Genomic DNA, 26,186 nt, shown 5'->3' with positions numbered 1-26,186 from the left:
GAAATGCGGAAAGCCATTGGTCGAGCGGGAAATCCATGAATATCGAATCTGCCTTGAGTGACAGCGCCAATATTTTTGACCTTGCGCCAATTTCCCTGTGGCTTGAGGATTATAGCGGCCTGCGCAAGCAGTTCGAAGAATGGCGAGCGCTTGGCGTTACCGATCTCAGGGCTTTCCTACATGAAGACACGACCCGGCTTCGCATCTGCACCAGCCATATCCGGGTCCTGAAGGTCAACCGCAAGACGCTTTCGCTTTTCGAGGCAGACAGCGTCAGCCATCTGGTCGCCAATCTCGAACGCGTTTTTCGCGACGACATGCTGGACCCGCATATCGACGAGATGGTCCAGCTGTGGAACGGCGGCAATGCGTTCTCGAGCGACACCATCAATTATTCGCTCGGCGGCAAGCGGCTGGATATTCAGCTTAAGGGTGTCGTGCTGCCCGGTTATGAGCACACCTGGGAGCGGGTTCTGCTTTCCATCGAAGATGTGACCGCACGCGAAAATGCCCGTCGCGAAGAGGACCGGCACAAGCAGCACGCGCAGGGACTTTTCGAGCATTCGCCGGTCTCGCTCTGGGTCGAGGATTTCAGTCGCATCAAGCAACTGATGGACGATGTGCGTCAGCGCGGAATTGTTGATTTTCGGGTGTTTACCGACGTGCATCCAGAATTCGTGCGTCAGTGTATGAGCGAAATCCGGGTTCTCGAAGTCAACACCGAGACAACTGCCCTCTTCCTCGCATCCGACAAGAAGACGCTGCTGCAGAACCTGCCGCACATTTTCAAGGACGAGATGGAATCATCGTTCCGCGAACAGTTGATCGATCTTTGGAACGGTGTCCTGTTCCAGCGTCGCGAAGTGGTCAATTACGCGCTGGACGGCTCCGAAAGGCATGTCCTTCTGCAATTCTCGGTTCTGCCGGGGCATGAAACAGACTGGTCTCTGGTACAGATCGCGCTGACCGACATCACGGCGCGCAAGAAGGCAGAAGCCTATCTGGAATATCTGGGCAAACACGACGTTCTGACCAAGCTTCACAATCGCGCCTATTATGTCGATGAGCTTAACCGGCTTGAGCGGAAGGGCCATACGCCCGTTTCTGTCATCATCATCGATCTCAATGGCCTCAAGGCTGCCAATGACCAATGGGGCCATGCGACAGGCGATGGATTGCTGCGGCGCATTGGCGAAGTGCTGAATGAAGCCGTAAAGCAGCCTGGCCACGCGGCGCGCATTGGCGGCGACGAATTCGCAGTTGTGCTGCCTTATGTGGATGAGCGGGGTGCGGAGGCCATGGTTGAGGATATTCAGCGGCTGGTCGATATCAACAACCAGTATTATTCCCAGCTCAAGCTCAATCTTTCCATCGGTTCTGCGACAAGTATGTCAGGCGAAAAGCTGGAAACCGTCGCCAAGCGCGCCGACCTGCTGATGTATGAGAACAAGCGCCAGCAATATACGACGGGCATGATCTAATCATCGAACTTGATGACGGTCTTTCCGCGCGTCAGATCGGTGACGAGGCGGGATAGTTCATCCCGCACGGCAATGGGCATGGCGCCCGCGATCTCCACGCCGGAGCCAGTGAAGTTCTCTTGCGTGATGGCGAGGTTTTCCACCGCTGTCAGACGGGCTTTCAGCAGCGCATGATCTGAAAAATCGCAGGCGAACTGAAATCCGACCAGCGGAATGACTTCTGTTTTCTCCGCCTGTCGCAGGCAGGTTGCAGCCGTGCCGCCATAAGCGCGCATCAGGCCCCCGCTTCCCAGAAGAATGCCGCCGAACCAGCGCGCGACCACGACTGCAATATTATCGAGTTGCTGGCCATCGATTGCCTGCAGGATCGGCTTTCCTGCCGTGCCACTCGGCTCGCCATCGTCGCTGAAACGGTAGTTCTGCCCCATGCGCCAGGCCCAGCAATTATGGCTTGCCGACAGGTCGGAATGCTCGCTCAAAAAATCCTTCGCCGCCTGCTCGCTCGCAACAGGCGCGGCGATGGCCAGAAACCGACTTTTCCTGATCTCCTGACTAAAGGTTTCAACGCGACTGATCGTGAACATGGCAATCCTACAAAGATGATTTCGGGGCCTAGCATTTTCCATTGAGGATGACGACCCCTTCCAACTTCCCCGGCATTGCGCCCACCGGATATAGGGTATAAGGCAATTGAAAAATGAGCCCATATTTTTGAGCTCTGTTCTTGCATACCCAGATGAAAGGTCCTGCCGATGTTCGATTTGATCGTGAGAAACGCCAATCTCCCCGACGGTCGCGAGAAGCAGGACATTTTAGTCAAGGACGGCAAGATTGCCGATATCGTGCCCTCCAAGGGTGAGCATCAGGCTGCTCAGGAAATCGATGCCACCGACCGGCTCGTAACCCCGCCTTTCGTCGATCCGCATTTCCACATGGATGCGACCCTGTCGCTCGGCCTGCCGCGCCTCAACCGTTCCGGTACCCTTCTCGAAGGTATCGCGCTTTGGGGCGAACTAAAGCCGATACTGACCGTTGAGGCCATGGTCGAGCGCGCGCTGCGCTATTGCGATCTGGCCGTTTCGCAAGGGTTGCTCGCCATTCGCAGCCATGTCGATGTCAGCGACCCGCGCCTCTTCACCGCTGAAGCGATGATCGAAGTGCGCGAGAAGGTGAAGCCTTACATTGATCTACAATTGGTCGCCTTCCCGCAGGACGGCTACTATCGTTCGCCGGGCGCGGTCGATCTCGTCAACCGCTCGCTCGATATGGGCCTCGACGTCGTCGGCGGTATTCCGCATTTTGAGCGCACCATGGCCGATGGCGCAGCCTCGCTGGAAGAACTGTGCCGCATTGCCGCCGAACGTGGCCTGCCGGTCGATATCCATTGCGACGAAAGCGACGATCCAATGTCGCGCCATGTCGAAACACTGGCGGCGCAGACCATGCGCTTCGGCCTGCAGGGCCGTGTTTCCGGCTCGCACCTGACCTCCATGCACTCCATGGACAATTATTACGTCTCGAAGCTCATTCCGCTGATTGCGGAAGCCAAGATGAATGCCATTCCGAACCCGCTCATCAACATCACGCTTCAGGGCCGTGCGGACACCTATCCAAAGCGCCGCGGCATGACCCGCGTGCCGGAACTGATGGCTGCTGGCATCAATGTCGCGTTAGGCCATGACTGCGTGATGGACCCCTGGTACTCGATGGGTTCCGGTGACATGCTGGAAGTCGGCCACATGGCGATCCATGTCGCACAGATGACCTCCATCGAAGGCAAGAAACAGGTTTTCGACGCGCTCACCGTCAATTCCGCCAAGGCGCTGGGCCTTGAAGGCTATGGCCTTGCAAAGGGCTGCAATGCCGATTTCGTGGTGCTGCAGGCACGCGACCCGATTGAAGCGCTGCGCCTCAAGGCAAACCGCCTCAAGGTCGTGAAGCGCGGCAAGGTGATCGCCGAAACCCCGCAGCGCATAAGCCGCATCAACCTCGAAGGCCGTCCGTCTTCGGTTGACGGGGCTGACTACGCGCCAGTCGGCCAGCTTTAGAATCTTCTTGAATTAAAGGTGGTTTGGGCAATGATGGAAATCGTTGCTCATGAAATCCGCACGTCAAAACGAAGCAACCGGCTGCGCGCACCCACGCGCCGAAAACACACATGAGGGGTCCCTGACCAAATGACAAAAATCATCAAAACACCGAACTTTACCCGTCGCGACATTCTCGCAATGTCTGCAGCACTGGGCGCAACGGCAATCACCACCCGCGTCTTCGCTGCCGATGAAAAGTTGAAAGTAGCAGGCATCCACGCCTCGCCCGTCGAAAACGCATGGAATTCGCGTCTCCACGATGCACTGAAGCAGGCCAATGACGAAGGCGTCATCGAATATGTCTTCTCCGAAGGCGTTTCGGCGAGCGACTACCCCCGCGCCATGCGCGAATATGCCGAACAGGGCATCAAGCTGATCGTCGGCGAATCCTATGCCGTCGAACGCGAAGCGCGCCAGGTGGCAGGCGATTATCCGCAGACGGCCTTCGTCATGGGCTCCTCGGGCAAGCCGCAAGGCGATAATTTCGGTGTTTTTGGCACCTGGAACTTCGAGGCTGCCTATCTCGCGGGCATGCTGGCAGGCGCGATGAGCAAATCCGGCACCTTTGGCTCGGTCGGCGCCGTACCGATCCCGGAAGTCAACATGCTCATCAATGCCTTTCAGGACGGCGTGAAGGAAACTCGGCCTGACGCGAAGTTCATCGCGTCGTTCATCGGCACCTTCTTCGACCCGCCGAAAGCACGTGAAGCCGGTCTTGCCCAGATCGACTCTGGCGCGGACATCCTGTTCGGCGAGCGCATCGGCACGGCAGACGCTGCGAAGGAACGCGGCATCAAGGCCATCGGCTCGCTGATCGACTATACGCCGCGTTACCCGGATACGGTCTTTGCCAATGCGATCTGGAATTTCCGCCCGATCCTCAATGCGGCTATCGCCGACGTGAAGGCCAGCCAGGCAACCGGCAAGGATTACACGCCATTCAGCCTGATGAAGGAAGGCGGCAACGACATCATCTACGTCAAGGGCATTGCCCCTGCCGAGGCCGAAGCCAAGATGGAAGCCCGTCGTGTGGAACTGAAGGAAGGCAAGTTCGAATACAAGCCGAACCCGGCCGAACCGAAATAAGACGGGCAGGCATTCCGTGGCAATCGACATGAACCGGCAGGATGCGACCGCGCTCGCACAGGCGATCGCCGACGGATTCCTGACGGCGGAAGAGGCCATGGACGCCGCCCTCGACGCCGCAGAAAAATGGCGCCCTCTGGGCGCCATCGCATATCTTGACCCTGATCTTGGCCGGGCTGGTGCCATTGCATTCGATGCAGCGCCATCCAGAGCGACCTTCGCGGGCGTTCCCTCCCTGTTCAAGGATCTGGGCGGTCCCTGTGCCGGTCTGCCCATCCGGCTCGGCTCACGGGCATTCCTCAATGCCTCGCCGCAGATGGATTCCGAACTCGGTCGCAGGCTGCGCGCAGCCGGGCTCAACTTTTTTGGCACCACCACTGTCCCCGAATTCGGTCTGGCGCTTGCGAGCGAGCCAGCGGGAGCACCGCCTGCACGCCATCCCTTCGATGAAACGCTTTCACCTGGCGGGTCATCCGGCGGAGCGGCAGCAGCCGTCGCAGCCGGGATCGTCGCAATTGCGCACGCCACCGACGCTGGCGGCTCCATCCGTGTACCCGCCGCAACCTGCGGTCTGGTCGGCCTGAAACCAAGCCGTGGCGCCATGCCAGCGGGTCCGCATTTCGGCAATTATCTTGCAGGCATTGCGAGCGAATTTGCGCTCTGTCGCTCCGTCCGTGATGCGAAAGCGCTTCTGCCGCTTGTCGAAGGCAAAACAGAAGGCTTTCTGCCCGACCCGGCAATGCAGGCAGGTGATTTGCCGGAGCGCCTTCGTGTGGGCATCGTGACCGGCGATCTTGCAAACTATCCCATCACATCGGAGCGCCTGCAGGTTGTGGCCGATGCCGCGCATTTCCTTGAAGCGCAGGGGCATACAATCCGTGAAATCCCGGCTTCGGAATTCAGCCCGCTGATCGCTTCCAGCGGACGCGCATTCGACCGCATCATTTCCGTCAATCTCGCTGCTGCAATCGATTTTCTGGCCATTGATGAAGACAAGCTTGAACCGCTCACCCGTGCGGTTGCAGAGCGCGGGCGGCGCATGGAAGCCACCGCGCTTTATCGCGCCATGAACGGAGCCGTCAGCACAGCACATATGCTCTGGCAGATTTTCCGCGATATCGACGTGCTGATTACGCCTATGCTCGCGCGCGGACCGATGCCGCTCGGTTCCTTTCCGATGGATCACGGCGATGTCGATGCGCATTGGCAGAAGATGAATGCCTTCGCGCCTTATGCAGCACTTGCCAATATTTCCGGTTTCCCGGCACTCTCGCTTCCCTTTGGAACCGACGCTAACGACATGCCGGTCGCCTTGCAGCTCGTTGCACCAATGGGCGCTGACCGGCTGCTTTTGAACCTTGGCCAACGTCTGGAGGAGGATCAGCGCTGGCAGCACAGATTTCCCGTTGCGGGGTTGAACATATGACCACGACCGTTCTTGAACTGCAGAACATCACCAAGCGATTTGGCCAGCTTACCGCCAATGACAATATTTCGCTGAAGCTTGAGCGCGGCGAAATCCTCGCTTTTCTTGGCGAGAATGGTGCAGGCAAAACCACGCTGATGAACATCCTGTTCGGCCATTATGTGCCGGATGAAGGCCGCGTCTTCGTCAAGGGCGAGGAAATCCCGCAAGGCAAGCCCCGCGCTGCCATTGATGCGGGCGTAGGCATGGTGCACCAGCATTTCACGCTCGCGCCCAACCTCACAGTGCTTGAAAATATCATCACCGGCACTGAAAGCCTCTGGAAGCTTAAATCGGCACATGGACCCGCGCGCACCAAGATTGCCGACATCGCCGGACGCTTCGGCCTGCAGGTCGATCCCGATGCACGGCTTGGCGATCTTTCTGTCGGCGAACAACAGCGCGTTGAAATCCTGAAAGCGCTTTATAACGACGCCGACATTCTGATCCTCGACGAGCCGACCGCCGTTCTGACCACGCAGGAAGCCGAAAACCTGTTCGCGACACTGAAAGAGATGGCGCGTCAGGGCCTGTCGCTGATCTTCATCTCGCACAAGTTACATGAAGTCATGTCAACAGCCGACCGCGTTGTCGTCCTGCGCGGCGGCAAGGTTGTGGCGGAGCGCAAGGCTTCCGAAACCTCGAAGGAAGAACTCGCCGAACTGATGGTCGGCCGTCGCGTTTCGCGCCCTTCGCGCGCTGCAGCCACGCCCTGCGAAACCTTGCTGAAAGCCAGCAATGTCACGATTGTCGAGGACGGAATTGCTCGCCTTTCGGAACTGAATTTTCAGGTTCGCGCTGGCGAAACGCTGGGCATCATTGGCGTGTCAGGGAATGGGCAGGCAGCGCTTGGACGTCTCGTTTCCGGCCTCAGCCAGCCTGCGAGCGGCTCACTTGTCATGTTCGGGCAGACAGTTACCAAATTCGACCCGCGCCAGTTTGTGGCGGAAGGTGTTGGCCGCATTCCGGAAGATCGCAATGCGGAAGGCGCAATCGGTGACCTGACACTTTGGGAAAATGCTGTACTGGAACGCGTGCGTGGTCCGCAGTTCTCCAATGGTCTTCTGGTCAACCGGACGGCTGCGCGGGAATTTGCCGACCGCATCATCAAGGATTTCGATGTGCGCGGCGGCACGCCTGATAGCCGCATTCGCCTGCTTTCCGGCGGGAATATGCAGAAGCTCATTCTGGGTCGTAATCTGGAAACCGCCCCGCGTATCCTGATTGCAGCGCAGCCGACACGCGGCCTTGATGAGGGAGCCGTAGCGGCCATCCATGCCCGCATTCTGGAGGCGCGTGCCAAAGGTGCCGCAGTACTGCTGATCTCGGAAGATCTGGATGAAATCATCGGCCTTGCCGACCGGGTTCAGGCCATCGTCAAAGGCAGGCTATCGCCGCCCATCGACGCGGAAGAAGCCGATGCGCAACGGCTGGGCCTGATGATGGCTGGCGAGTGGCAGACAAATACCACGAAGGGGCTGAACTGATGCGTATTGAACGACGCGAAACACGGCCCATGGCGCTGGTGGCAACCGCGCCGGTTCTCGCCGTCCTGACCGCCTTCGTGCTTGCCGGTTTGCTGATCGCCGCCGCCGGTGCGCCGGTTTTGGAATCCTTCCGCCAGATCGCGATCGGCGCTTTCGGCAACAAACTCTCAATCACCGAAACGCTCACCCGCGCAACGCCGCTGATGCTGACCGGCCTTGCCGCTGCCGTCGCCTTTCGCTCAAAACTCTGGAATATCGGCGCCGAAGGCCAGTTCTATATGGGGGCTCTCGCGGTCGTCGCCTGTGGCACGCAATTGCAGCTTCCGGCTCCCATACTTATTCCACTGCTGCTCATCGTCGGTGCGATTGCAGGCATGATTTTCCTGCTTATTCCGCTCGGCCTTCGCCTGCGCTTCGGTGTCGATGAAGTGGTGACGACGCTGCTTTTGAACTTCGTTGCGGTGCTCATCGTCTCGATGATGATCGAAGGTCCGATGAAAGACCCCCTCGCCTTTGGCTGGCCACAATCCGAGCCTGTGCCGGATGCGGCAGTGCTGCCCAAAATCATGGCGGGCATGCGATTGCATATCGGTATCATCATCGCCATCGCTCTGGCGCTCATCATCGCCTATGTGCAGAAGCGCACCGTGTTCGGGCTTGAAACCAAGGCTGCGGGTCTCAATCCGCGCGCCGCGCGCTTTGCAGGCGTTCCGCTTGGCAAGACGCTGGTGAAAGTCGCCTGCATTTCCGGTGGCCTCGCTGGCCTTGCAGGCGCGATACAGGTCATGGGCGTGAAAGGCTATGTCACGACCGACCTTTCGCCCGGTTTCGGCTATTCCGGCATCATCGTCGCCATGCTGGCCAATTTGAATCCTATCGGCGCGATCTTCTCAGCGCTTTTTGCAGCCGCAATGTTCGTTGGTGCTGACGGCATGAGCCGTGCCATCGGCATTCCAAGCTTCATTGCCGATGTCACCGTGGCTCTGTCGCTCCTGACCATGCTGGTTGCTCTGTTCTTCACCCAATACAGGATCGCCCGATGAACGAGTTGATGGATATCCTGCTGTCCGCAGGCCTCTGGGTTTCGGTCCTGCGCATTGCAACGCCGCTGATCTTCGGTACGCTCGGCGCGCTTTATTGCGAGCGTGCGGGCGTGCTCAATCTCGGCATAGAAGGCATCATGACCTTCGGCGCGATGATCGGCTGGCTGACGGTCTATAATGGCGCGGATCTCTGGGTGGGCGTGCTCGCAGCGGCAGCATCCGGCGCCTTGTTCGGCCTGCTGCACGCGGCGCTGACTGTCCCGCTCGGGCTGTCGCAGCATGTTGTGGGCTTGGGCATCACATTATTTGCATCGAGCCTTAGCTATTTCCTGTTTCGTCTTCTGGTGCCGCTCTCTTCAACTCCGCCGACGATCACACCATTCCAGCCGATCAATCCGTCCTGGCTTGCAGATATCCCGTTCGTCGGACAGGTGCTTGGCACGCAAACGGCGCTCACGTGGATCGCCATTCCTCTGGCACTGCTGCTTGGTTATGTGCTTTTCCGCACGCCGCTTGGCCTTGCGATCCGTATGACTGGTGAAAATCCACATGCTGCCGAAGCGCAGGGCATCAACCCGATCCGCGTGCGCATCTTCACGATCATGTTCGGCAGCGCGCTTATGGCTGTCGGCGGTGCATTCCTCACGCTCTCCGCCTTCAACTCGTTCTTCCCGACAATGATGCAGGGGCGCGGCTGGGTCTGTATCGCGCTTGTCGTCTTCGCCTCGTGGAAGCCTGCCCGCGCACTTCTGGGCGCGCTTCTGTTCGCGCTGTTCGACGCGTTCCAGTTACGCCTGCAGACGGTCTACGGCAAGGTCGTGCCTTACCAACTCTTCCTGATGATCCCTTACATCATGTCGATTGTGGCGCTGATCGTCATGGCGCGCCGCGCACGTGTCCCGCAGGCGCTCATGCAGCCTTATCGTCGCGGCGAGCGATAAGCATACAAACAAAAACGGCGCCCGATGGCGCCGTTTCCTTTTATGCTGTCGAACTTATGCAGCGCTTGACTTGCCGCTCTTTTCGAAGCGCTTGCGCTCGTTCGGGTCGAGGTAGAGCTTGCGAAGGCGGATCGACTTCGGCGTCACTTCAACCAACTCGTCGTCCTGAATCCACGACAGAGCGCGTTCCAGCGTCATCTTGATCGGCGGCGTCAGCTTCACGGCTTCATCCTTGCCCGAAGCGCGAACGTTCGTGAGCTTCTTGCCCTTCAGGACGTTGACTTCAAGGTCGTTGTCGCGCGAGTGGATGCCAATCAGCATGCCCTGATAAACCTTGACGCCTGCGTCGATAATCATCGGGCCGCGATCTTCAAGGTTGAAGAGCGCGTAAGCAACAGACTCGCCCTGATCGTTGGAAATCAGAACGCCATTGTTACGGCCCGAGATTTCACCCTTGTAAGGCTGATAATCATGGAACAGGCGATTCATGATCGCCGTGCCGCGCGTATCGGTCAGAAGCTCCGACTGATAGCCGATGAGACCACGGGTCGGCGCATAGAAAACCATACGGACGCGATTACCGCCCGAAGGACGAAGTTCGACCATCTCGGCCTTGCGTTCAGACATCTTCTGCACGACCGTGCCGGAATATTCTTCATCGACGTCGATGACGACTTCTTCCACCGGCTCCAGCTTTTCGCCGTTCTCGCCGTCCTTCATGACGACGCGCGGACGCGAAACGCCAAGCTCGAAGCCCTCGCGGCGCATGTTTTCAATCAGAACTGCAAGCTGCAATTCACCACGACCAGACACGAAGAACGAATCCTTTTCGTTCGATTCCTCGATCTTGAGCGCAACGTTGCCTTCAGCTTCCTTGAGCAGACGGTCACGGATAACGCGGCTCGTCACCTTGTCGCCTTCGGTGCCCGCATACGGACTGTCATTGACGATGAAAGACATAGTCACGGTTGGAGGATCGATTGGCTGCGCTTCCAGCGGAACACTTACCGATGGATCGCAGAACGTGTCGGCGACGGTGCCCTTGGAGAGACCGGCAATTGCAACGATGTCGCCTGCCTGTGCTTCGTCAATGGCCTGGCGCTCGATACCCCGGAAAGCAAGGATCTTGGAAATACGGCCGGTTTCGAGCAGCGTACCGTCCTGACCCAGAACCTTGACTGCCTGGTTCGACTTGATCGAGCCCGAATGAATACGACCGGTGATGATGCGGCCGAGGAATGGATCGGCTTCAAGGATGGTGCCGATCATGCTGAAGGGACCTTCGGCAACCTTCGGCGCCGGAACGTGCTTGAGAACCAGATCGAAAAGCGGAGCCAGACCTTCGTCCTGCGGACCTTCCGGGTTCAGCGCCATCCAGCCGTTACGGCCTGAACCGTAAAGAATCGGGAAGTCAAGCTGTTCGTCGGTCGCGTCGAGATTGGCGAAGAGGTCGAACACTTCGTTGATGACTTCTTCATGACGGCCATCCGGACGGTCGATCTTGTTGATCGCAACAATCGGGCGCAAACCAACCTTCAGCGCCTTGCCGACGACAAACTTCGTCTGCGGCATCGGGCCTTCGGCAGCATCAACGAGAACGATAGCGCCGTCCACCATCGAAAGAATACGCTCAACCTCACCGCCGAAATCGGCATGGCCTGGCGTGTCGACGATGTTGATGCGCGTGTTTTTCCAGACGACCGAAGTGGCCTTCGCGAGAATGGTGATCCCGCGTTCCTTTTCGATGTCGTTGGAATCCATCATGCGTTCTGCAACGCGCTGGTTGTCACGGAACGAACCGGACTGCTTCAGGAGTTCATCGACCAGTGTTGTTTTGCCATGATCGACGTGTGCGATAATAGCGATATTACGCAATTCCATATGGAGATCACTTCTATATGAGTTGGGAGCCGCGCCAACATGACCCGCGCGGAAAAACAATGCGGCGCTCTTACAGGTTTTTTTGCATTTTTGAAAGGGGCAGCGCGAAACTGCCCCGTATTTAAGACAAAAAGCCCAGTTTTCAATGGGCTTTTACACCGTCAATCTGTCAGTTTTTTGTCAGTCAGACCTACAACAGCGTGCCGGAGAGGATCACTAGCGCGACGCTGAAATAGATCACGAGACCCGTCACATCGACCAATGTGGCGACGAAAGGCGCCGATGCGCTGGCCGGATCGAATCCAAGCCTTTGCAGTATGAAGGGCAGCATGGAGCCCGTCAGCGAGCCGAATGTCACGATGCAGACCAATGCCATGCCGACAGTTGCGGCCACCAGAATCCAGTGCTCGCCATAGTCATAAATGCCGAGCGTCTGCCAGATGGCAATGCGTATGATGCCGATCACACCGAGGAAGCTGCCAAGAGCCAGTCCCGTTGGCAATTCGCGCAAGGCGACACGCCACCAGTCCTTGAGCTTCAGTTCCTGCAAGGCGAGCGCGCGAATAATCAGCGAGGTTGCCTGCGAGCCTGAATTGCCGCCCGAAGACATGATGAGCGGGATGAACAATGTCAGCACCAGCGCCTTTTCAAGCTCCAGCTCGAAATGCTGCATCGCGCTTGCCGTCAGCATTTCACCGAGGAAAAGGATGCCGAGCCAGCCGGCACGTTTCTTCAGCATCTCGCCGAAGCCGATGCGCATATAGGGCTTGTCGAGCGCCTCCATACCGCCAAAACGATAAGCGTCCTCGCTTGCCTCTTCCGTCATGGCGTCGAGCACGTCATCAACGGTTACGATTCCGATGATGTGGCGGCTTTCATCCACGACAGGTACGGCCAGAAGATCGTGCTTGCGGAACAGGCGAGCTACTTCCTCGCGGCTCGACAAAGGCGAAATCGTGATCGGCTCGTCATCGCGTGCAATGGACAGGATCGGCTCGTCCGGCTGGCGGATGATGAGGCGACGCAAGCTAACCACGCCCAACAGAACGCGGCTGACCGGATCGACCACATAGATGGCATAAACCGTCTCGCGGGTGCGCTCCACCTTGCGGATATGTTCCAGCGTCTGGCCGACATTCCAGTTGGAAGGGACAGCGATGAATTCGATGGTCATGAGCGAGCCCGCCGTATTTGGCGGATAGCCCATCAATTTCTTCAGCGCGGCTTTGGTTTCAGGCGCGAGGATAGGAAACAGGCGTGCACGGTCGTCATCTTCCAGTTCCTGGAAAACGTCGGTTGCACGGTCCGCCGACATGCCGTCGAGCAGGAGGCTTGCAAGGCCGGGCGGGAGGGTAGCAATGATTTCGGTAGCACGGTGCAGCTCCGGCTGGTCGAGCAGACGGATGGCATCTTCGTGCGAAAGCTGTGCGATGACGGCGACTGCATCATCGGCATCGAGTTCGTTAACGAGTTCCACTGCGTCGCCGGTACGCATGTCCGCAATGCGGCTTGCGATGGCAGCAGCAGGGAGGTCGGCAACATTGAGTACTTCCGGGAAGAAGTTGTTGTCGGTCATGGGCTTGCCTTTCTGTCGATCCGCCGTCAAAGGCAGACCGTGCAAGCCGACCGCAAGCGATCAGATCACGAACTGCCTTGACGGCTGAAACAATCGACTGTGACTGTCGCTTGGCATAAGAGAATAAAACTCCGGTTGAAATTGCTGCCGCAGAAATCCGGCTGCGAGCGTGATGTGCGCTGGGTCGGCTATAAAGTCAAGCCCTGCGAGACAATGTCGAACGCTTTTTCCCGAAAGCTGTCTTCAATGTCGTGAACCTCTTGCCCGCCCGCTTTCTAAATCCTAAGTCTGGTTCATACCAAATTCACTTGATCTGGAGTTTCATCATGTCCGACAAGCCCGCCTACAATCATGCGCTGACTGAATGGAACGGACCGCTGGGCCTGCCGGATTTCACCGCCTTCAAGGATGACGATTTCGCATCTGCATTCGATGCTGCCTTGGCTGCGGACCTCGCAGAAGTGGAAGCCATCGCCGGGGCAAAGGATGAGCCGACCATCGATAACACGCTCAAAGCGCTTCAGTTGACGGGCAAGGCGCTCGACCGCGTTTCCTCCATTTTCTGGCTGCGCGCTGGCGCGCATACCAACAACACGATCCAGGCTCTGGAACGCGAGATCGCGCCGAAAATGTCGCGTCACTATTCGCGTATCATGATGGACCCGGCGCTTTTCGCCCGCATCGACGCGCTTTATGAAAATCGCGATATGCTGGACCTCGACACCGAAACCAAACGCGTTCTTGAAAAGACGTGGAAGGGTTTTGTCCGGTCAGGCGCGAAGCTCGATGAAGCGGGCAAGACGGAGCTTGCAGGCATCAATGAAAAGCTTGCCGGACTTGGCGCCCGATTTGGTCAGAATGTGCTGAAGGATGAATCGCGCTGGGCCCTGTTCATCATCGATGAAGCCGACCTCACCGGTCTTCCTGATTTCCTGAAAAATGCCATGCAGAGTGCTGCCGCCGAGCGCGGCAGACCTGATGCCTGGACGGTTACGTTGTCACGCTCGATTGTCGAGCCATTCCTTTCCTTCTCCGAAAACCGCGAACTGCGCGAACAGGCGTTCAATGCCTGGGCAAAGCGCGGTGAGAATGGCGGCGAAAGCGACAATCGCGACATCGTGCGCGAGATGGTGGAACTGCGCGAGCGCAAGGCCCATCTGCTCGGTTACGCCAATTTTGCCGCCTACAAGCTCGACGACACCATGGCCAAAACGCCAAAGGCGGTCATGGACCTACTGGAGCCGGTATGGGACAAGGCACGCGCCAAGGCCCATGAAGAAGAAGTCGAGCTGGAGCGTCTGATCGCAGCCGATGGCGGCAACCACAAGGTCGCGCCATGGGATTGGCGTTTCTATGCCGAAAAGCTACGCGCCGAACGCTTCGCCTTCGATGAAGCGGAACTGAAGCCCTATCTTCAACTGGAAAAGATCATCGAAGCCGCTTTCGACGTGGCAGGCCGCCTGTTCGGCATCCGCTTCGAGGAAAAGAAGGGCATCGCCGCATGGCACCCCGATGTGCGGGTGTTTCAGGTCTTCAATGCGGATGGCAGCGAACGCGGCCTCTTCCTTGGCGACTATTTCGCCCGCACCTCGAAGCGCTCGGGCGCATGGATGAGCTCCCTGCAATCAAGCCACAAGCTGGGTGATGGTCAGAAGCCGATCATCTACAATGTGATGAACTTTGCGAAGCCAAAGGCCGGTGAACCTGCCCTGCTCTCGCTGGACGACGCACGCACGCTGTTCCACGAGTTCGGCCATGCGCTGCATGGGCTTCTGTCGGATGTGACCTGGCCTGCGGTTTCCGGCACTGCCGTTTCACGCGATTTCGTAGAATTGCCGTCGCAGCTTTACGAACACTGGCTGACCGTTCCTGCGGTTCTCGAAAAATACGCTGTGCACTATCGCACCGGCGAAGCCATGCCGAAAGCACTTCTCGACAAGGTCCTTGCGGCCCGCACCTTCAACGCTGGCTTCAACACGGTCGAGTTCACCTCGTCCGCGCTCGTGGACATGGCGTTCCATACCGGCAAGGAGAAGATCGCTGATCCTCTCGCTTTCGAGGTGAAGACGCTGGAAAAGCTTTCCATGCCAGACGCGATCATCATGCGCCATCGCACGCCGCATTTCACCCACGTCTTCTCCGGCGACGGTTATTCCGCTGGCTACTATTCCTACATGTGGTCGGAAGTACTGGACGCAGACGCTTTCTCGGCATTCGAGGAAACCGGCGATGCTTTCAATCCCGAACTGGCGGCGAAGCTGAAGCAGCATATCTATGCCGCTGGCGGCAGCCGTGACCCGGAAGAGCTTTACAAGGCCTTCCGCGGCAAGATGCCGACACCGGACGCGATGATTGAAAAGCGCGGTTTGAATTAGAGCATTTCCATCAAAATTGCGAAGCGGTTTTGCGTCGGATAATGCGTGAAAACAAATAGATAGAGCGGTTCCGACGATTCCATTTAAACGGAACCGCTCTAAAGCCAAAAACAAAAGGCCGGGAAACCGGCCTTTTTCAACTTTTGTGGGTCAGAATATTCACGAGCCGCCCACAGGGATCGCGCGTATAGAAACGACGCACACCCCATTCCTCATCGGCCGGACCGTATTCGACGGGAAATCCCAGCGCGATGGCACGCTCCAGCACGGCATCGACATCATCGACCTCAATGGAAAGATCGGGCACCGGCGTGCCCGCTCCACCTTCGCTCATGATGCTCACCTGTACCCGCGCCTGCGCATCCGTGGCATAGGTGACGATCCAGCCGAAATCCATCACCACATCGAGGCCCAGCAAGTCGCCATAAAAGCGCTTTGCCGCCGCAGGATCACCGGCGGCAATATTGGCGACGATGCGGCAGACGGCCATCAGTATTCGCCGAGCTTGATGTCCGGCGTGTAATCGACGCCGTCGACTTCCTTCACCACCGGCTGGCCGCAATGCATGACGCCGGTCGCGGCATTGAAAGCATAGGTCGGCGAGCCATAGAGCTGCCAGCCCTTATTGAGTGCCGCAGTGACGCGATGGCAGAATGCGGAATCATCGGGACCTGTGATGAAACGATATAACTTCATGCTGTTACTTCCTCTGTTATAACTTTACGCCCGCCTTCGCGAGCACGCGCTCGGCCATTTCAAGATGCAGACGTTCGACCATCTGTCCGTCGAGTGAGACGACGCCCTTCTTGGTATTTTCAGGCCGGGCGAAGACTTCAACAACAGCGCGGGCATGGGCCACCTCGTTCTCGGTCGGTGAGAAGGCCCGGTTGGCAGCTTCAATCTGGCCTGGATGAATCAACGTCTTGCCGTCGAAGCCCATGGCGGCACCTTGCGCGCATTCTGCCTCGAAGCCAACGCTATCGCGAAAATCATTATAAACACCATCGAGAACGGTGATCCCGCCAGCGCGCGCCGCAAGAATGATCTGCATCAGCCATGGGACGAGATAAGGGCGCCCCGGTTGCGGACGCACACCGGTTTCCCGCGCAATATCGTTCGGCCCGACAATAAAACAGGCAAGCCGCACTGCCGAACGATGTCCGAGAACCGCCATTTCATCGGCATTGAGAATACCACGCGCGGTTTCAATCATCGCCCATACGCCAACTGCCGGATCGGCATCCTGACGATCAAGCCGGTTCGCCGCATCGATTATATCCTGTGGCCGTTCGGCCTTGGGAAGAAGGATCGCATCTGCCCCCATCTTCGCAGCCGCCGCGACATCATCCCTGCCCCACGGCGTTTCCGCCGTATTGACCCGTACAATCCGCTCGAAATTGACCTTCGGATGGCTTGCGAAATGCACCGCCAGCGCATCGCGCGCCGCGACCTTCGCCTCCGGGGCTACGGAATCTTCCAGATCATAGATCACGCAATCCGCTGAAAGGGTCAGCGACTTTTCCAGAGCGCGAGCATTGGCGGCAGGAACGAACAGGACAGAACGGCGGGGACGAACAACGGTTTTCATATCCCGATTTGTGCACCGAACCGCACGGCAGCGCAAGCGCGGAGAGCACGAACAGGCGGGCCTTGAAATCGGCATCATGTCTGCTTATTTTCCGATCTTCGGTTGGAATGCACCGGCCGCCCGCAGCCTTACGGCCATGGTAAAGCATTCTGAAACTTCGTTTTTGTTCCGGTGACGGCAGAAACGGCAATGCAGGCACCCGTTCATGAAAACGCCGCTCACAACCAGGAGCGAAAACAATGACCACAGCTATTATCGCTGGGACCACTAACGTTGACTTCAAGCATCAGGCCCGCCGTCTGCGGCAGGCTTTGAGCGAGGAAGGCATCTCCATCAGCCACGGCAAGGCACTCGACCTTGTGGCGCGCCAGTCCGGCACGCGTGACTGGAATACGCTTGCCGCCAATGACGTCAAGGTGGCGCCCGCGCCCGCTCAAGATGATACCGCGCCTTACCGGGTCGGGCAGCGCATTACCGGCATGTTTCATACCACGCCGTTCGATGCCCGCATCATCGCCGTCGAGGAAACGATCAAGCCCGAACTTTGGCGCATCACGCTTCAGTTCGATCCGGCCATTGATGTGGCGGTTTCGCCGAACCTCTCAATGCGGCGCAGGCGTTATACGATCGTCGTCGGTACAGATGGCAAGTCCCGCCGCCTGACCGGCAGCGAAACCGGTGGCGTCGCCCTAAACGTCGGATAATTGCGTGAACTGCGTCAATGACGCATGATCCGGAAAACTTGACGCGGTTTCCAGACAGGATTATGCGCATAACCCGACAGTCGGACTATCCGGCGCGCCTGTCCGCGCGTCGGATAATTCGCGAAACGGGTCGGGAGTTGCGACCTATTGGGCAGTTTCGGCCTCAAACGTTGACTCTCGGTCAAGCTGATGTAAACCAGTTTGCAAATTACAAATTCCCAACCGACAGGTTCAGGACATGGATAAGTTCACCAAGCTCACGGGCGTTGCCGCCCCCCTGCCGATCGTCAATATCGATACGGACATGATCATCCCGAAGGATTACCTGAAGACGATCAAGCGCACAGGTCTGAGCAAGGGTCTTTTCGCCGAAATGCGCTTCAACGAAGACGGCACCGAAAACCCGGATTTCGTCCTGAACAAGCCGGGCTATCGCAACGCGCAGATTCTCGTTGCGGGCGACAATTTCGGCTGCGGTTCCTCGCGCGAGCATGCGCCATGGGCTCTGCTCGATTTTGGCATCCGTTGCGTGATCTCGACCTCGTTTGCCGATATCTTCTACAATAACTGTTTCAAGAACGGCATTCTGCCGATTAAGGTCAGCCAGGAAGATCTGGACAAACTGATGGACGACGCCTCGCGCGGCGCTAATGCGACCCTTACCGTCGATCTCGAAGCCAAGGAAATTCACGGTCCGGATGGCGGTTCGATTTCCTTTGATGTCGATGATTTCAAGCGCCATTGCCTGCTCAACGGTCTCGACGATATCGGCCTGACAATGGAAAAGGCTGGCAGCATCGACACATTCGAGGCCAAGCGCGCCGAACAGCGTCCCTGGGCATAATGTCGGAAAGCATTATATATGGCTTGCAAGAGCCCGGTGGCCTGAGACATTGAATAGGACACGATTGGCTGGAATGGCCCGAGAAGATCAAAGCGGCGACTGGGCGGGACGTCTCTCGCCCTCGCTGGACGAAATCGAATCCATCGCGATTGAAGCTCTTGCGCATCTGCCGCAGGAGTTTCGCGCGTTGTGCGGTGACATAGTCATCCAGATCGCCGACTTTCCTGACGATCAGATCATAGAGGATATGGGGCTGGAAACGCCTTTCGACCTGCTCGGTCTTTTTGAAGGTCGCGGCATTGGCGAGCGTTTCAGCCTGCAGACCGGCGATGGTCCGAACCGCATTACGCTCTACCGTCGTGCGATCCTTGACTATTGGTCCGAACATGAAGAAGTGCTGGGTGATATCATCACCCATGTGCTGATCCACGAAATCGGCCACCATTTCGGCCTGTCCGACGACGATATGGAAAATATCGAGGCACAGGCGGAATAGAACGTCTCGACAATCGATAAAGGCGCCCCGACAGGGCGCCTTTATCGCATTATATCAGGCCACGCTCAGACGGACATCAATGTTGCCACGCGTTGCATGCGAGTATGGGCAGACAATATGTGCCGCCTGAACCAGCTCTTCCGCCTTCGCCTTATCCACGCCCTGCAGCGCAACCTGCAGCGCCACATCCAGACCGAAGCCGGTGCCATCCTCGCGCGGACCGATACCAACCGTCGCGGTCACGGTGCTGTCAGCGGAAATCGACACCTTTTCTTTCGCCGCGACGAATTTCAGGGCACCGAGGAAGCAGGCCGCATAGCCGGAAGCAAAAAGCTGTTCTGGGTTGGTGCCCTCGCCACCCGAGCCACCGAGTTCCTTCGGTGTATCGAGAACGACGCTGAGCCGTCCGTCGGCAGTCTTGGCGCTGCCGGTACGGCCACCGGTTGCTGTGGATTGGGTTGTGTACAGAATTGGCATTTGGCTTCTCCTTTGGTTTGTCTCCGCAGCCAAATTTGCAGATTATTAAATTGCACACAATCTAATTTTGCAAAATATAATCTCACAACTATGTGATGCGCAATCCAATTGCGCATGATGTATATATTTGCCAAGGAGTTATCACGATGAAGCGCGATGATCAGGATTCCAATCTTGGCCTTTCCAACATGGTCTGCTTTGCGATCTATTCGACCGCGAATGCGCTGACACGCGCCTATCAACCGATCCTCAGCAAACTCGACCTTACCTATCCGCAATTTCTGGTAATGATCGTGCTCTGGGAACAGGACAATCGAACCGTCTCTGAGATTGGCGCAAAGCTCAATCTGGATTCAGGAACCCTGACCCCACTGCTGAAACGCCTTGAAGCCGCCGGACGGATCGCACGTCGGCGTGACCCGCAGGATGAGCGGCAGGTCCGCATCACATTGACTGACGAAGGCAAGGCACTGCGCAAGGAAGCCGAGAGCATCCCCGAACAGGTCTTCTGCGCACTTGGTCGGCCCACCGATGAGTTGCAGGATTTGCGCACGCGATTGCTCAATATACGCGGCAATCTCGCAGAGAGCATTTCCCCCTAGAGCATAATCCGACCGGAGTGAAACGAGGATCGATAAGATTATGCTTCAAATAAAAGAGGTTAGAGCGCCGATCTGATTCTATCAGATCGAAACGCGCTCTAACAAAAAAGCGCCGGTTTCCCGGCGCTTTTCGTTGTCTGTACTGAACACTGCGGATCAGGCAGCAAGTGCCTTTGGCTTGATAAGGCCACGTGCGACCAGCAATTCAGCGATCTGGATCGTGTTGAGAGCAGCGCCCTTGCGCAGATTGTCGGAAACAACCCACAGTGCCAGACCATTCTCAACCGTGATGTCCTCGCGGATACGGCTGATATAGGTCGCATCTTCGCCTGCGGATTCATAAGGCGTGATGTAGCCGCCGTTCTCATGCTTGTCGACAACCTGGCAGCCCGGAGCTTCACGCAGAATCTCGCGTGCTTCTTCCGGCGTAATCGGGTTTTCGAACTCGATATTGACCGCTTCGGAGTGACCGATGAAGACCGGAACGCGAACAGCCGTTGCCGTCAGCTTGATCTTGGGATCGAGCATCTTTTTGGTTTCGGCCACCATCTTCCATTCTTCTTTGGTGTAGCCGTCTTCCATGAAGACATCGATATGCGGGATCACGTTGAACGCGATGCGCTTGGTGAACTTCTTCGCCGTGACAGGATCGGCCACGAAAACAGCGCGTGATTGTTCGAACAGCTCATCCATGCCTTCCTTGCCCGCGCCGGAAACTGACTGGTAGGTCGACACGACGACGCGCTTGATCTTCGCAGCATCGTGCAGCGGCTTCAGAGCCACGACGAGTTGGGCTGTCGAGCAGTTCGGGTTGGCAATGATGTTCTTCTTGCGGAAGCCTTCGACTGCGTCCGGGTTCACTTCCGGCACGATCAGAGGCACTTCCGAGTCATAACGCCAGGCCGAGGAATTATCGATGACGACACAGCCCTGCTTGCCGATCTTCGGCGACCATTCCTTAGAAATCTCGCCACCAGCAGACATCAGGCAGATGTCCGTATCGGAGAAATCATATGTGTCGAGCGCCTTGACCTTCAGCGTCCGGTCGCCATAGGACACTTCCGTGCCCTGGCTGCGGCGCGATGCAAGCGCGACAACTTCGTCAGCCGGAAAGCCGCGTTCTTCGAGGATATTGAGCATTTCGCGCCCGACATTTCCGGTGGCGCCGACAACTGCAACCTTGAAACCCATTTCTCGTCTCCTGTCCCTCTCCGCTTCCAGATTCGGAACCCCGCAGGCCACGCGGGACTTCCGCCCCCGGGCCAGACCCGGGGAGAGGGCGAGCAGGCCAAGGGAATCAGACCGTTTTCGTGGTCGTTTTAGTAATGGCCGTGAGTGTTTTGGAAATCGAAGGCATGCGCGCTGCCCCGGCAAAAATGCCGGCAGTTCCAAGCGAAACTGACGCTACGTTGACGCGATCCACGCGGGTTCTCCTTCGTTCGCCACTGCTTTTACGCGGTTTATAGATGGAGTCAATTCTCCAACCCTTCAAGGAGCGCATTTTTTGGCGCTTTATTAATTTTTCCTAGTATTTCAAGCCGTCAGTTCTGTCTCATACTAAAGACTACTGCACGAATCCCCTTTTTCGGTTCATCATGCAAGTGTGAGGAGAGCGCCCGGACAGTTGAGAGGAACTGTTCCCGGCGCATCAGGCGAACTTCATTTACCCGGTGAAGAAGGATCGTCTTACATTTGCCCGTCAGGGGCTCTGTTTGGGAGGACAGATTAATGGCAGTCTCGTCAAGTGCCGATGTCGGCACGCAGAAAATGACGAGCGAAGAACGCAAGGTGATCTTTGCGTCATCGCTTGGTACCGTCTTCGAATGGTACGACTTCTATCTCTACGGAACGCTTGCAGCCTTCATCGGCGCAGCCTTCTTCAACGAATATCCGGAAGCAACCCGAAACATCTTCGTTCTGCTCGCTTTCGCGGCAGGCTTTCTCGTCCGGCCGTTCGGCGCACTCGTTTTCGGACGCATCGGCGATCTCGTCGGCCGTAAGTACACATTCCTTGTTACCATCGTCATCATGGGCGCGTCCACGTTTCTCGTGGGTGTCCTGCCTGGCTCGGCCACGCTCGGCATTTTCGCACCGATCATCCTGATCGCCCTGCGCATGCTGCAGGGCCTGGCACTCGGTGGCGAATATGGCGGCGCTGCAACCTATGTTGCGGAACATGCTCCGAACAATCGGCGCGGCTTCTTCACGTCATGGATCCAGACCACGGCAACGCTCGGCCTGTTCCTGTCGCTGCTGGTGATCCTCGGCATCCAGGCGGTGTTGAGCAAGGAAGCCTTCGCCGCCTGGGGCTGGCGCATTCCGTTCCTCGTCTCCATCGTCCTGCTCGGCATTTCCGTGTGGATCCGTATGCAGATGAGCGAGTCGCCTGCATTCAAGCGCATGAAGGAAGAAGGCAAGACCTCCAAAGCCCCGCTTTCCGAAGCATTCGGCCAATGGAAGAACGCCAAGATCGCACTCATCGCCCTCTTCGGCCTCACTGCCGGTCAGGCCGTCGTGTGGTATTGCGGTCAGTTCTACGCCCTGTTCTTCCTCCAGAACGTTCTGAAGGTCGAAAACCAGTCGGCAAATATCATGGTTGCCATCGCGCTCCTGATCGGCACCGGCGGTTTCGTCTTCTTCGGCTGGCTGTCGGACAAGATCGGTCGCAAGCCGATCATCATGGCAGGTCTTCTGCTTGCTGCCGTAACTTACTTCCCGCTGTTCAAAGCTCTCACCGGTGCTGCAAACCCGGCTCTCGCACAGGCTGAACAGACCATCAAGGCAACCGTTACTGCTGCCCCCGGCGATTGTAACTTCCAGTTCAACGCCACCGGCACGTCGAAGTTCACCACGTCTTGCGATGTCGCGACAAGCTTCCTCGCCAAGAGCTCGGTGCCTTATGAAATCGTGCAGACAGCGGCAGCCGGCACTGCGGCAACCGTCACGATCGGCGACAGCACGATCACGTCTTACGACGCGGTTCAGGCTGGAGCAGATGCTGCGGCCAAGCAGTCGGCCCTGTCTCACGACGTGAACCTTGCCCTGCAGAAGGCCGGTTTCCCGCTCGTTCGCGACCCTGCGAAAGTGACGGACAGCAAGCTTGATGCATTCGTCGCCGCCAATCCGGAACTTCAGCTGAATGCCGAAGCCATCCGCGCCGGAGACAAGACCATGGTTCCGGCTGCCGATCTGGTGAAGCAGAAGCTTCTGACCCAGACCGAAGCTGACGGCCTTGGCGTCAGCACCGATCAGGCTGTCTACACTATCCCGAATGCCGGTGCGTTCAAGATGGTCGCCGACCCTGCACAGGTGAACTGGTTCCTGACAATCGCCATCCTGACCATCCTCGTCATCTACGTGACGATGGTGTACGGCCCGATTGCCGCGATCCTCGTCGAGATGTTCCCGACCCGCATCCGCTACACCGGCATGTCGCTGCCATATCACATCGGCAACGGCTGGTTTGGCGGTCTGCTTCCGGCGGGCGTGTTCGCACTGAGCGCTGCCAAGGGCGACATCTATTACGGCCTCTGGTATCCGATTATCATCGCCTCCATCACCTTTGTGATCGGCATGATCTTCGTCAAGGAAACCAAGGGCGTCGACCTGCACAAGCTCGACTAGTCAACGCGCCTAGAACGAGAAAACGCCGCCCGATGGGCGGCGTTTTCATGTTCGCCTGATGATCTATCTGCGATATTGCGCTTCGATTTCAATCAGCTTCTGCTTGCGCCAGAGACCGCCGCCATAACCGGTCAACGACCCATCCGCGCCAATCACACGATGGCATGGAATGACGATGGCAATCTGGTTTGCCCCATTGGCCCGGGCGACGGCGCGCACGGCAAGCGGTTTTTCCATGGCCTGCGCCAGTTCACTGTAACTGCGCGTCTCTCCGGCCCTAATGTTCTGAAGTTCACGCCAGACCCCTTGCGTAAAAGCACTGCCATGCAGCACCAGCGACAAATCGAACGTCGGAGAATTGCCGTCGAAGAAGGCATTCAACTGCTGCTCGACGAGATCATGGGTGCTGAAACGACCAATCCCCAGATCACCGCGACAGGTAGCATAGAGTTTCTTCAGTTCCGCAGACAGCGCCTTGCGATCAGCAAACTCCAGAAGGTGCAGGCTTCGCGCATCACAGATCGCGATCATCGTACCAAGCGGTGACTTGATCCAGTCGGCGCGCAGCAAACCATCACCCCGCAATTTGCCAGGTGGAAGGCCAAGAATACGTGCAAAGGCACTCCGAAAAGCTTCCGGGGATTCAAAACCTGCATCAATTTGGGCGTCGATGACACGCCCGCCGTCGGCAAGCGCCTGGAACCCATGCCGCAAGCGCTCCTGCCGCGCCATTTCCAGAAATGTCATTCCGAAATGACGGCGGAAACTGCGGCGGACGGTCGAGAGATCGAGCCCCATTCGGGCAACATCTTCTTCGCTCCAGCGTCGTTCCGGATCGGCTTCAAGCGCATCGAGAAGCTTCTTGACGGAAGGCTCCGCCTCGGCAGCGGGTTGTAACGGATGACACCTTTTGCAGGGCCGAAAACCATCGGCCATGCATTCGGCAACCGATGCGAAAAAGCGGCAGTTTTCCTGTTTCGGTTTCCGCGCCGGACAAGTCAGGCGGCAGAAAATTCCGGTTGAGACAACACCGACATAGGCCCTGCCCTCGTAAGTGGCATCACGGGCGACAAGTGCGTCGTAGAGTTTGTTTTGATCTGGGAGCGTGAACAACATGCCACTATTCTTATGCAGCGGAGCATGAATTTACAGCCTCAAATCGGGCACTTATTCAAAAAAGAAAAGCCCGCCATGCAAGGTGCATGGCGGGCTTTCATCAAGCGATCTCGTCACGCTTATTCAGCGGAAAGCTTCGAAAACTTGTCGAGGATGGCATCGCCCATTTCGACAGTGCCAACCTTGGTCTTTCCTTCCGACCAGATGTCGGCGGTGCGCAGTCCATCATCGAGAACCTGCGCAATCGCGGCTTCCAGACGGTCAGCTTCATCGACAAGGTTGAACGAATAACGCAGGCACATGGCAAGCGAAGCGATCATTGCAATCGGATTGGCAACGCCCTTGCCAGCGATATCCGGTGCGGAACCGTGGACGGGCTCATAAAGCGCCTTGCGCTTGCCGGTTTTGGAATCGACAGCCCCAAGCGAAGCGGACGGCAGCATGCCGAGCGAGCCGGTCAGCATTGCAGCAACGTCCGACAGCATGTCGCCGAACAGATTGTCCGTCACGATAACGTCGAACTGCTTCGGCCAGCGCACGAGCTGCATGCCGCCAGCGTCGGCCAGCATATGCTCCAGTTCCACATCGGCGTGCTTTTCCTTGTGGCGAGCGGTGACGACCTGATTCCACAGGACGCCCGACTTCATCACATTGCGTTTTTCCATCGACGTGACCTTGTTGCGGCGCGTGCGCGCCAGCTCGAAGGCAACATCGGCGATGCGCTCGATTTCGTAGGTGTCATAGACCTGCGTATCAATACCGCGCTTCTGGCCATTGCCGAGGTCGATGATTTCCTTCGGTTCACCGAAGTAAACGCCGCCGGTCAGCTCGCGCAGGATGAGGATGTCGAGACCCTCGATCACTTCCGGCTTCAGCGAAGAAGAATGGGCCAGAGCCGGGTAGCAGATGGCCGGACGCAGATTTGCATAGAGCTGCATGTCCTTACGCAGACGCAGAAGACCGGCTTCTGGACGCACTTCATAAGGCACATCGTCCCACTTCGGACCGCCAACAGCGCCGAACAGCGTGGCATCGGCAGCCAGCGCCTTCTCCATATCAGCATCCGAAATCGCCTGACCGTGCGCGTCGTAAGCGCAGCCGCCAACCAGACCTTCTTCGGTTTCAAAGCCGAGATTGAGGCCCGAGTTGAGGAAAGCGATGATCTTGCGGACCTCCGCCATCGCCTCTGGGCCGATGCCGTCGCCGGGCAGGAGAAGGAGTTTTCTGGATGCCATAATGCCAAGCCTCTGTATTGTTTCGCATATTCCGGAAAACAATGACCCGTTTTGCCAGAAATACTGCGTTCAAAT

The 26,186-nt window shown here is 57.6% G+C and carries 23 protein-coding genes; 13 read left to right on the top strand and 10 right to left on the bottom strand.

Features of this window, described 5'->3' with window-relative positions:
- Positions 1-35: 35 nt before the first annotated feature.
- Positions 36-1,481 (top strand): sensor domain-containing diguanylate cyclase, encoded by a 1,446-nt coding sequence (locus tag MKS82_RS27085; protein WP_109987492.1) that lies wholly within the window; start codon positions 36-38, stop codon positions 1,479-1,481.
- On the opposite strand, the gene MKS82_RS27080 is transcribed toward MKS82_RS27085, so the two are convergent.
- A complete protein-coding gene (locus MKS82_RS27080) occupies positions 1,478-2,065 on the bottom strand; it encodes an IMPACT family protein (protein WP_109987493.1) in 588 nt (195 codons plus the stop codon). The two genes, MKS82_RS27085 and MKS82_RS27080, sit on opposite strands and share 4 nt — an antisense overlap.
- Before the next feature lie 168 nt (positions 2,066-2,233).
- On the opposite strand from MKS82_RS27080, the gene MKS82_RS27075 reads away from it, so the two are divergent.
- From MKS82_RS27075 to MKS82_RS27050, 6 genes are all read left to right on the top strand, one after another.
- Positions 2,234-3,529, top strand: coding sequence for an amidohydrolase family protein (locus MKS82_RS27075; RefSeq protein ID WP_109987494.1), 1,296 nt, complete (start codon positions 2,234-2,236; stop codon positions 3,527-3,529).
- Between the two features lie 129 nt (positions 3,530-3,658).
- Positions 3,659-4,657, top strand: coding sequence for a BMP family protein (locus MKS82_RS27070; RefSeq protein ID WP_109987495.1), 999 nt, complete (start codon positions 3,659-3,661; stop codon positions 4,655-4,657).
- Between the two features lie 28 nt (positions 4,658-4,685).
- On the top strand, positions 4,686-6,083 hold the full coding sequence (locus tag MKS82_RS27065) for an amidase (RefSeq protein ID WP_109987496.1): 1,398 nt from the start codon (positions 4,686-4,688) through the stop codon (positions 6,081-6,083).
- Positions 6,080-7,609: an ABC transporter ATP-binding protein gene (locus MKS82_RS27060; RefSeq protein ID WP_109987497.1), complete on the top strand. Its 1,530-nt coding sequence runs from the start codon at positions 6,080-6,082 to the stop codon at positions 7,607-7,609. Before MKS82_RS27065 ends, MKS82_RS27060 begins: the two co-directional genes overlap by 4 nt.
- Positions 7,609-8,652: an ABC transporter permease gene (locus tag MKS82_RS27055; protein ID WP_109987498.1), complete on the top strand. Its 1,044-nt coding sequence runs from the start codon at positions 7,609-7,611 to the stop codon at positions 8,650-8,652. Before MKS82_RS27060 ends, MKS82_RS27055 begins: the two co-directional genes overlap by 1 nt.
- Positions 8,649-9,593, top strand: a complete 945-nt coding sequence (locus MKS82_RS27050; RefSeq protein ID WP_109987499.1) for an ABC transporter permease — start codon at positions 8,649-8,651, stop codon at positions 9,591-9,593. The genes MKS82_RS27055 and MKS82_RS27050 overlap by 4 nt, the downstream gene beginning before the upstream one ends.
- A 54-nt stretch (positions 9,594-9,647) precedes the next feature.
- Here the strand turns inward: MKS82_RS27050 and typA are convergent, their stop codons facing one another.
- Together typA and mgtE are read right to left on the bottom strand one after the other, a co-directional pair.
- On the bottom strand, positions 9,648-11,474 hold the full coding sequence (typA, locus tag MKS82_RS27045; RefSeq protein WP_109987500.1) for a translational GTPase TypA: 1,827 nt from the start codon (positions 11,472-11,474) through the stop codon (positions 9,648-9,650).
- Positions 11,475-11,664: 190 nt separating this feature from the next.
- Positions 11,665-13,050, bottom strand: coding sequence for a magnesium transporter (gene mgtE / locus MKS82_RS27040; protein WP_109987501.1), 1,386 nt, complete (start codon positions 13,048-13,050; stop codon positions 11,665-11,667).
- A 326-nt stretch (positions 13,051-13,376) separates the two neighbouring features.
- Between mgtE and MKS82_RS27035 the strand changes: the two genes are divergently transcribed.
- Positions 13,377-15,425, top strand: a complete 2,049-nt coding sequence (locus MKS82_RS27035) for a M3 family metallopeptidase (RefSeq protein ID WP_109987502.1) — start codon at positions 13,377-13,379, stop codon at positions 15,423-15,425.
- A 136-nt stretch (positions 15,426-15,561) separates the two neighbouring features.
- Here MKS82_RS27035 and MKS82_RS27030 read toward each other — a convergent pair whose 3' ends face one another.
- The 3 genes from MKS82_RS27030 to MKS82_RS27020 are packed head-to-tail and all read right to left on the bottom strand — an operon-like array spanning position 15,562 to position 17,013.
- A complete protein-coding gene (locus MKS82_RS27030) occupies positions 15,562-15,915 on the bottom strand; it encodes a VOC family protein (RefSeq protein ID WP_109987503.1) in 354 nt (117 codons plus the stop codon).
- Positions 15,915-16,121, bottom strand: a complete 207-nt coding sequence (locus MKS82_RS27025; protein ID WP_002965766.1) for a DUF1737 domain-containing protein — start codon at positions 16,119-16,121, stop codon at positions 15,915-15,917. Before MKS82_RS27025 ends, MKS82_RS27030 begins: the two co-directional genes overlap by 1 nt.
- Positions 16,122-16,137: 16 nt before the next feature.
- Positions 16,138-17,013 carry an HpcH/HpaI aldolase/citrate lyase family protein gene (locus MKS82_RS27020; protein WP_109987504.1) on the bottom strand — a complete coding sequence of 292 codons (876 nt, stop codon included), beginning with the start codon at positions 17,011-17,013 and terminating at the stop codon, positions 16,138-16,140.
- Positions 17,014-17,252: 239 nt separating this feature from the next.
- Here MKS82_RS27020 and MKS82_RS27015 point away from each other — a divergent pair, with 239 nt between their 5' ends.
- The 3 genes from MKS82_RS27015 (at position 17,253) to MKS82_RS27005 (ending at position 19,057) form a co-directional block, all read left to right on the top strand.
- Positions 17,253-17,717, top strand: a complete 465-nt coding sequence (locus MKS82_RS27015; RefSeq protein WP_109987505.1) for a glyoxalase superfamily protein — start codon at positions 17,253-17,255, stop codon at positions 17,715-17,717.
- 238 nt (positions 17,718-17,955) lie between these two features.
- Positions 17,956-18,561, top strand: a complete 606-nt coding sequence (gene leuD, locus MKS82_RS27010) for a 3-isopropylmalate dehydratase small subunit (RefSeq protein WP_061347735.1) — start codon at positions 17,956-17,958, stop codon at positions 18,559-18,561.
- 73 nt (positions 18,562-18,634) lie between these two features.
- Positions 18,635-19,057 carry a metallopeptidase family protein gene (locus MKS82_RS27005; RefSeq protein WP_109987506.1) on the top strand — a complete coding sequence of 141 codons (423 nt, stop codon included), beginning with the start codon at positions 18,635-18,637 and terminating at the stop codon, positions 19,055-19,057.
- 54 nt (positions 19,058-19,111) lie between these two features.
- On the opposite strand, the gene MKS82_RS27000 is transcribed toward MKS82_RS27005, so the two are convergent.
- Positions 19,112-19,534 carry an organic hydroperoxide resistance protein gene (locus MKS82_RS27000; RefSeq protein WP_109987507.1) on the bottom strand — a complete coding sequence of 141 codons (423 nt, stop codon included), beginning with the start codon at positions 19,532-19,534 and terminating at the stop codon, positions 19,112-19,114.
- A 146-nt stretch (positions 19,535-19,680) separates the two neighbouring features.
- On the opposite strand from MKS82_RS27000, the gene MKS82_RS26995 reads away from it, so the two are divergent.
- The gene (locus tag MKS82_RS26995) at positions 19,681-20,136 is read left to right on the top strand and encodes a MarR family winged helix-turn-helix transcriptional regulator (protein ID WP_109987508.1); all 456 of its coding nucleotides are present in this window, start codon (positions 19,681-19,683) and stop codon (positions 20,134-20,136) included.
- A gap of 156 nt (positions 20,137-20,292) precedes the next feature.
- On the opposite strand, the gene MKS82_RS26990 is transcribed toward MKS82_RS26995, so the two are convergent.
- Positions 20,293-21,327 carry an aspartate-semialdehyde dehydrogenase gene (locus tag MKS82_RS26990; protein ID WP_109987509.1) on the bottom strand — a complete coding sequence of 345 codons (1,035 nt, stop codon included), beginning with the start codon at positions 21,325-21,327 and terminating at the stop codon, positions 20,293-20,295.
- Between the two features lie 537 nt (positions 21,328-21,864).
- Between MKS82_RS26990 and MKS82_RS26985 the strand changes: the two genes are divergently transcribed.
- Entirely contained in the window at positions 21,865-23,760 is a 1,896-nt protein-coding gene (locus tag MKS82_RS26985; protein ID WP_109987510.1) for an MFS transporter, read from the top strand.
- A 63-nt stretch (positions 23,761-23,823) separates the two neighbouring features.
- On the opposite strand, the gene MKS82_RS26980 is transcribed toward MKS82_RS26985, so the two are convergent.
- Together MKS82_RS26980 and leuB are read right to left on the bottom strand one after the other, a co-directional pair.
- Complete coding sequence (locus tag MKS82_RS26980; protein ID WP_109987511.1) at positions 23,824-24,876, bottom strand: bifunctional transcriptional activator/DNA repair enzyme AdaA; 1,053 nt, start codon at positions 24,874-24,876, stop codon at positions 23,824-23,826.
- A 119-nt stretch (positions 24,877-24,995) separates the two neighbouring features.
- Positions 24,996-26,111 (bottom strand): 3-isopropylmalate dehydrogenase, encoded by a 1,116-nt coding sequence (leuB, locus tag MKS82_RS26975; RefSeq protein ID WP_109987512.1) that lies wholly within the window; start codon positions 26,109-26,111, stop codon positions 24,996-24,998.
- Positions 26,112-26,186 lie beyond the last annotated feature (75 nt).

Source organism: Ochrobactrum sp. A-1, assembly GCF_022488005.1.
GTDB lineage: Bacteria > Pseudomonadota > Alphaproteobacteria > Rhizobiales > Rhizobiaceae > Brucella.
The sequence above is the reverse complement of the archived record's forward strand: the minus strand, read 5'-3'. Positions and strand labels throughout refer to the sequence as shown.